The organism is Myxococcus sp. CA039A (genome assembly GCF_013336645.1).
In the GTDB taxonomy this organism is placed as follows: domain Bacteria; phylum Myxococcota; class Myxococcia; order Myxococcales; family Myxococcaceae; genus Myxococcus; species Myxococcus llanfairpwllgwyngyllgogerychwyrndrobwllllantysiliogogogochensis.
The window spans coordinates 1-6857 of sequence record NZ_JABUMQ010000460.1 but is presented as its reverse complement, the minus strand read 5'-3'; the positions used below and the strand labels follow the sequence as shown (position 1 = coordinate 6857).

Sequence of the window (6857 nt, the reverse complement as noted above, 5' to 3'; positions counted from 1 at the left end):
GGGCGGCGGCACGTGAGCACCGTCCTCCTGGACACCAACGCGGCTCTGGAGGCGCATGTCCTTCAGGTGCTGCGGCCGGTGCTGGGCGAGTCCAACCTCGCCTTCCCCAACGTCGCCTTCACGCCGACGCAGGGCACGCCATGGGCCCGGATGGACCACCTGCCGGCGAAGACGTCCGCCGCGAGCGCGGGGGTGAATGGCCTCACCCTCCACCCGGGCATCCTCCAGGTGTCGCTCTTCTTCCCGTTGGGCAATGGCGCGGGCGCGTCGCTGCAGGCCGCCCAGGCGCTGTGTGACGGCTTCAAGCGGGGCACTTCGCTGTCACGCGGCGACACCGCCGTCCGCGTTGAGTCCGTCTCGCGCGGGCCGGGCATGCGGGACGAGGGCTGGTGGCACACGCCGGTCTCCGTCCTCTGGTGGGTGCATACGGTGGATTGAGCCGCCTCGCGCGGCAGGAGGTACACGCAATGGCTTCTTCGGCCTCAGGGCAGCGAACCGGCATCCGCCTGGTGGCGGAAACGGACTACGGCGTCCCCAGTAGCACCACCTTCCAGGAGCTGCGCTTCACGGGCACGTCGCTCAACTTCAAGAAGGAGACGCTCGAGTCGAACGAGATTCGGGCCGACAGGCAGCCGGCGGACGTCCGCCACGGCATGCGCAGCGTGGGCGGCGACATCAGCTTCGAGCTCTCCCGGGGCACCTTTGACGAACTGCTCGCCGGCGTCCTGTCCGGCACGTGGGAGTCGGTGACGACCGGCACGGTGTCGCTGGCGGCGGACGCGGACGACGACACCTTCGTCCGCGCCACGGGCAGCTTCCTCGCCGATGGCTTCCTGCCGGGTGACGAGGTGCAGGCCCTGGGCTTCGCCACCGCGGGGAACAATGGCCGGGCGAAGGTGACGGCCGTCACCGCGCTGGCGCTCACCGTGGACAAGACGCTGGTGGACGACGTCGCGGCCGCCGGACGCTCCGTGGCCCTGGTAGGCCGGCGCCTCAAGGCAGGCACGGTGCTGAAGACGTTCAGCGTCGAGCGCGCCTTCACGGACATCAACCAGTACCTGCTGTACCGGGGCTGCGCGGCGGAGTCGCTCAAGCTCAGCGTGAAGCCGAGCGACATCGTCACCGGGAGTGTGACGTTGCTCGGCAAGGACATGGTGGTGGCCACCGCCTCCCATGCCACGTCCCTCACTCCAGCCGGAACGGGGGCTCCCTTCGACTCCTTCACGGGTGCCCTTCGCGAGTCTGGACAGGTGCTCGCCAGCGTGACGGGCGTCGACATCGACTTCGCCAACGGCCGCACGACGCAGGGCACCATCGGCGAGGTGTCGCCTTCGGAGGTCCACGAGGGCGGAATCACCGCGAGCGGCTCGATGACGCTCTACTTCAAGGACGGGACGATGGTGCGGCGCTTCGTCGACGAGGAGGAGTCCTCGCTCGAGGTGGTGCTGAAGGACATCAACGGCACCGACTTCCACCGCTTGTACATGCCGCGCATCAAGTACACGGGCGCCGACCTGGACAACCCCAAGAACGGGCCCGTCATCCTCACGATGCCCTTCACGGCGCTGCGGGACCCCGTCTCCGGCACCTGCTTCATCTACCAGCGCAGCAACCCGTAGCCATCCCTCGGCGCGGCCTGCACGTGCGCGCTCATCCCTCGCAGTTCAGGAGTCCGCACATGTTCGACCTGTCCACCGTCACGCACCGCGACACCTCGGAGGTGTCCATCCACCACCCGCTCACCGGTGTGGCCACCGGCATCGTCATCCTCGTGGCGAGCCCCGACGGGGCCGTCACCCGCGACGCCGAACGCGCGCTGCGCGAGCGCACCATCACCCGCCTCAACCTGGGGCACCGGAGCCCTGCCACTGGTGCGAAGGAGATCGAGGACGACGCCCTCGACCTGCTGGCGGCCCGGACGGTGGGCTGGAGAGGGGTGTCCGAGAAGGGCCGCTCCGTCGACTACTCCCCCGACTCTGCCCGGCGCCTGTACGTCTCGTACCCATGGCTGCGGCGCCAGGTGGAAGCCGCCTTCGGGGAGCGCACCCGTTTTTTCGAGTCCTCGCCGACCAACTCCTCGGCTACGCCCGACACCACGTCGGACTGAGCCGGGAGGAGGGCGGCACCTCCCTCCGTGCCCACCTGGAGCAAGTGGCGCGCGCGACAGGGGAGATACCCAAGGCGTTGGTGTGCCCGCATGAGCTGCCGGCGCCCCTGGCCCATGTTTGGGAGTGGTTCTGCCAGCTCGCCGGGGCCCGGAGCGCGGGAGCCTTCTCCCTGGCCCCCATCAGCTACCAGGACATCGACGCCTGGGCGCGCCTCACCGGCCACCGGCCCACCCCCGCGGAGGTGGGGTTGCTGCGCCAGCTCGACGACGTCTTCCGCGACGAGATTCAACGGAAGTGAGGAGGTGCGCGTGGCGACGTTGCGACTACTGCTGGGCTGCCTGCTGCTCGCCCTTCTCGGCGGGCAGTCTCCCGAGCACCTCGTCGGTGGTGCGAGCCCGCTCGAGCTCGCCGACGGGCTTCGTCACTTCGATGCCCGTCTTCTGGTCGCGGAACCCGACGCGCAGCCAACCTTCGCTCGCAAACTCCTTCCCGGCGCCCTGGAGCGTCCTCGCCATCTCGTCCTCCATGGCCGTGCGGACGGCCTGCTCGTCGCCCCCGGGGAACGCGCGGAGAATGAGCAGGGTGCTCCGGTTCTCGCCAGTCGCCACAGCGCCTCGGCCCTCTGCGCGGCGCACGCGCTCGGCCTCCGTCGCCTTCGCGTGCTCCAGGGCGTCTCTCTCCCCGAAGTACTCGGGCCCGCGGAACGCCGAGGTCAGTCGTGTCTCCTCGATGCCCGTCTTGGCATCGCGGTAGCCGATGGCAAGCCAGCCTTCGCGCTCAAATCCCTCCCGGCCCCCCTCGAAGTTGTACGTGATCGCCATCCTCATCGCTTCGCGGATTTCCTGTTCGTTCTTGCCGGGGAAGGTGTCGACGATCAGGAACGTAGTGTTGTGCTCTCCCGTGGCGACGCCTCTGAGTCGCTCAGGGTGATTTCTGTTCCCCTCGTTGACTCTCCGAACGCGCTCCGCCTCCAGCCGCTTCTCCTCGTCAGAACGGCGGTCACAAGCGGAGGTCATCAGGAGCAGAGCAGCGAGAAGCGCACGGCGGATTCGCATGGGCCCGGAGGCCACCACAGCGGCGCTGCCCTGGTCCACTGTTCGTGTGTTCAGTCTCTTCGGGCCCCTGCGCAGTCCAACGCCGTGAGGGTGGCGGCTCCCCATGTCTGAAGACTTCGACCTCGCGACGTTGTCGCTCCAGATCGACAGCTCCGGCGCTGCCGCCGGCGCCGTCGCGCTCAACGACTTCACGAAGGCGGCTGAGAAGACGGAGAAGGCGGCCGGCAAGACAGAGTCCGCCACCACCGAGTTCCAGAGCGAGATGGTGCGGCTCGTGAAGGAGATCCAGGCCAGCGCCAAGGCGTTCGAGGAAATGCGTGCGCGAATGCAACAGATGGAGCGCCTGCGCGCATACGTGAATGACATGGAGCAGGCGATTGAAGCATCGAAGCGCTTCCAGCAGGCACTGGCGGACACGAAGTCGGTGGATGCGTTCCACGCGAAGGTGGCCGCGCTGGAGAGTGCGACGGGGCGCCTCAACTCCGCACTGGGCGACACCGCCATCATTCAGCGGTTCATGACGGAGATGAACAAGGCCTCGTCCGAGATGGCGCGGATGAGCGAGGGCATGCGCGCCGCGAAGTCCATCCAGGAGGTGACGAAGGCGGCGGAGACCGCGGAGTCTCCCCTTACTCGGCTCTCTCAGGGGCTGGGCGGGCTCGCCGGGAAGGTCGTGGGCATGGTCGCGGTGGGGGCGACCCTCCGCAGTGTCTCCACGGAAGCAATGGAGTTCTCTACGGCCATGGCGCAGGTGAGCACGCTTCTCGATGGAAGCCAGCTCGGGATGATGGGGCAGCTCGCCGACAGTGCGAAGCGCCTGGGCGCTGAGTTCGGACGCGGGCCGACGGACCAGGCCAAGGCGCTTTACGAAATCATGTCGGCGGGTGCTGCCGACGCCGCGAAGGCCACGGAGCTGCTGGCCATCGCGAACAAGCTGGCCATCGGCGGCGTGACGGAGGTCAGCGTCGCGGCGGACGGTCTCACGTCCATCATGGCGAGCTACGGAACGCAGCTCCGGAGCGCCACCGAAGCTGCGGATGCCATGTTCGTCTCGGCTGCGGACGGCAAGACGAGCATCGATGCCATCGCCCGGCATATCGGCAAAGTGGCCCCGATTGCCTCCCAGACGGGCGTGTCGCTCCAGGAACTCCTGGCGGCCAACGCGGCGCTCACCAAGGCTGGCATCAAGACCGAGACGGCGATGGAGGGGGTGCGGAGCATCCTCGCCTCGGTGGCGAAGCCCTCCAGCGAGGCCGCCATGCTCGCCGAGGTGCTGGGTCTTCAGTACGACACGGCAGCCCTGAAGGCGAAGGGCTTCGCGGGCTTCATGGCGGACATGAAGGAGAAGACGGGCGGCAGCACGGAGTTGCTCGCCATGCTCGTCGGAGGCGTTGAAGCCCTCTTGCCGGCGATGACGCTGTCCGGGTCGGCCGCAGCGGATTTCGCGGCCTCCCTGCAGCACATGGAGGACTCCGCCGGGAAGACGGAAGCGGCCTTCAAGAAGATGGCGGAGACGCCGCAGATGAAGGTGGACCAGCTCCGCGCCAGGTTTGCTGCACTGCGCGTCGAGGTGGGCGAGGACCTGCTCAATACCGTCTCTCCTGTGATGGACGGGCTGCTGCGCAACTTCGACGAGGTGACCACCGGCGCTCGCTACCTCGCCCAGGCGTTGGCAGTGCTCGGCGCCGCGCGCGCTGTCGCCTGGGGGCAGGAGTGGGCCAAGGCGCTGTACGACAAGGCCGCAGCCGCGAAGAAGGCGAAGGAGGCCATCGCGGAGGCTGCGCTCACCGAGTCCAACTACAAGCGCCTGCAGGGGGAGAGCCGCGCCGAGGCGCTGAAGGGCGCGCTAGCCCAGCTCGAGAAGCGGCAGGCAATGCTCCAGGCCGCTGCTGCCGTTGAAGGGCCCTACACCGTCGCGCACACGAAGGCGGCTCTGGCGTCCAACGCGCTGGCTCAGGCCAAGGTCAGGGAGGCGATGGCCGTCGAGGGGGCGACGCTCGCCACCCGGGCTGGCTCCGCTGCGCTAGCGGCCATGGGCGGGCCCATCGGAGTCCTCGTCATCGCCCTGGGCGCGGCCGTGACGGCGTACTCCGAGTTCACCCGGGCTGCTGACGAGGCTCGGGAGAAGGCGAAGCAGCAGGCACAGGAGTCGGCGGCGTCGGTGGGGAAGGGCGTGCAGATCATCACGAACCTCACCAGCACTACGAGGGCCATCGACGACCAGACCAAGGCGTTGGAGTTGTTCAAGATTGCGAGAGACGAGGTGTTCGCCCTAGGCGGTCAATACCAGAACCTGCTCACCAGCGATGTCGACACCATCAAGGAACTTGCTGGGGTCATGCGGAAGATCGGTGGCGAAGAAATCACCGCGACGCTGGGGGAGGTTGAACGGCTGACGGCGGCGGTCAAAAAGGCCACAGGCGATGTCATGGGGCTCAATCGGAAGGAACTGGCCGAGAATGGGCTGGGCGGAAAGCCCTTCGTGGAGGTCCGCAACTTCAAGAACGACCTCTTCCAGCATGACGTCGAGTTCAAGCTCCTTCCGTTGGAGAAGGAACTTGGCGTCCAGACGCAGCGCCTCGCCGAATTGAAGAAGGCGATGATGGCGCTGGAGGAGGCGGAGAAGGCAGAAGCGGAGGCCACCAAGCAGATGACCGACGCCCAGGCTCGCGCTGGCGCGGGCCAGAAGATCTCGGCGGCCGACGCCAAGGCTCTCGCGGAGTCCCGCAAGAAGGCCACCGAATGGCTCGTGAAGCTGGAGGAGGACGTCCGGACCATCGGGAAGACGAAGGCCGGCGGACTCAACCAGACGGACGAGTACATGGCGCTCGACGCCGAGAAGAAGAAGCTGGCCGACGTCGCCATCGCGAAGCTCCAGGACGCGGAGGCCACGAAGAAGCAGGCCCAGGCGCGCGATGAACTCGCGAAGAAGGCCGCGTCCTGGGTACAGCGCATCGAGGAAGAGGCGCGCGCGGCTGGAAAGGCGAAGGTGGAGGCTCTCAACCTCACCGACGAGTACAAGGCGCTCACTGCGGCGCAGCGGAAGCAGGCAGACGTGGCCATCGCGAAGCTTCGTGAGGCAGAGGCCGCGAAGGAACTCGCCAAGGCCGAGGAGAAGCGCGTCCAGGTGCTCCAGGAGCTGAACCGGGAACTCGGAGACCCGGCCAGCTCGAAGTTCATCGAGGCACAGCAGGCCCTTCGTGACGAGGTGGAGGCCCACCGGCTCCCGCTTGAGCAGTACGTCGAGCTGATGTCCAAGGCCCGAGCCCTCTGGACGCCGGAGGGGCGCGCCGAGGCCCAGCTCGCGAAGGAGCTGGAGCAGCTCGAGCGGCAGCTCAACCCACTGGCTGATGCGCAGAGGCGGCTGGAGGCCCTCGACAAGCTGCTGAAGAACGAGCGCATCAGCGCGGAGGCGTACCGGAAGGAGGTGGCGAAGCTCCAGGCGCAGTTCTCCGAGGGCTTCGCGCTCGCCCAGGACGCCGTTTCCAGCGCGGCGCAGCACATGGAGGACGCTTTCGTCGGCTTCGCCACCACCGGGCAGTTCTCGTTCAGGTCGATGGTGGACGGCATGCTGAAGGACCTGGCGCGCCTGCTGGCCCACAAGGCCTTCGTCGCACTGGTGGACACGGCCACCACGGCACTCGTGGGCGCGACAGCGTCACCGGTTGGTGCCTCGGGCGGGGCGGCGCTGGGC

The 6857-nt window shown here is 67.8% G+C and carries 6 protein-coding genes; 5 read left to right on the top strand and 1 reads right to left on the bottom strand.

Features of this window, described 5'->3' with window-relative positions:
* From HR086_RS43330 to HR086_RS43315, 4 genes are all read left to right on the top strand, one after another.
* The coding region (locus tag HR086_RS43330) for a phage tail terminator-like protein (RefSeq protein ID WP_217442188.1) at positions 1-438 on the top strand (438 nt) is incomplete at its 5' end.
* 29 nt (positions 439-467) lie between these two features.
* Positions 468-1619 (top strand): phage tail tube protein, encoded by a 1152-nt coding sequence (locus HR086_RS43325; RefSeq protein WP_174468565.1) that lies wholly within the window; start codon positions 468-470, stop codon positions 1617-1619.
* Between the two features lie 59 nt (positions 1620-1678).
* A complete protein-coding gene (locus HR086_RS43320) occupies positions 1679-2107 on the top strand; it encodes a hypothetical protein (RefSeq protein ID WP_174468564.1) in 429 nt (142 codons plus the stop codon).
* 44 nt (positions 2108-2151) lie between these two features.
* On the top strand, positions 2152-2406 hold the full coding sequence (locus tag HR086_RS43315; RefSeq protein WP_174468563.1) for a hypothetical protein: 255 nt from the start codon (positions 2152-2154) through the stop codon (positions 2404-2406).
* Between the two features lie 25 nt (positions 2407-2431).
* On the opposite strand, the gene HR086_RS43310 is transcribed toward HR086_RS43315, so the two are convergent.
* Complete coding sequence (locus HR086_RS43310; RefSeq protein ID WP_174468562.1) at positions 2432-3163, bottom strand: hypothetical protein; 732 nt, start codon at positions 3161-3163, stop codon at positions 2432-2434.
* A gap of 103 nt (positions 3164-3266) precedes the next feature.
* Here HR086_RS43310 and HR086_RS43305 point away from each other — a divergent pair.
* Positions 3267-6857, top strand: a 3591-nt coding sequence (locus tag HR086_RS43305) for a phage tail tape measure protein (RefSeq protein WP_174468561.1), incomplete at its 3' end; no start/stop codon positions are given.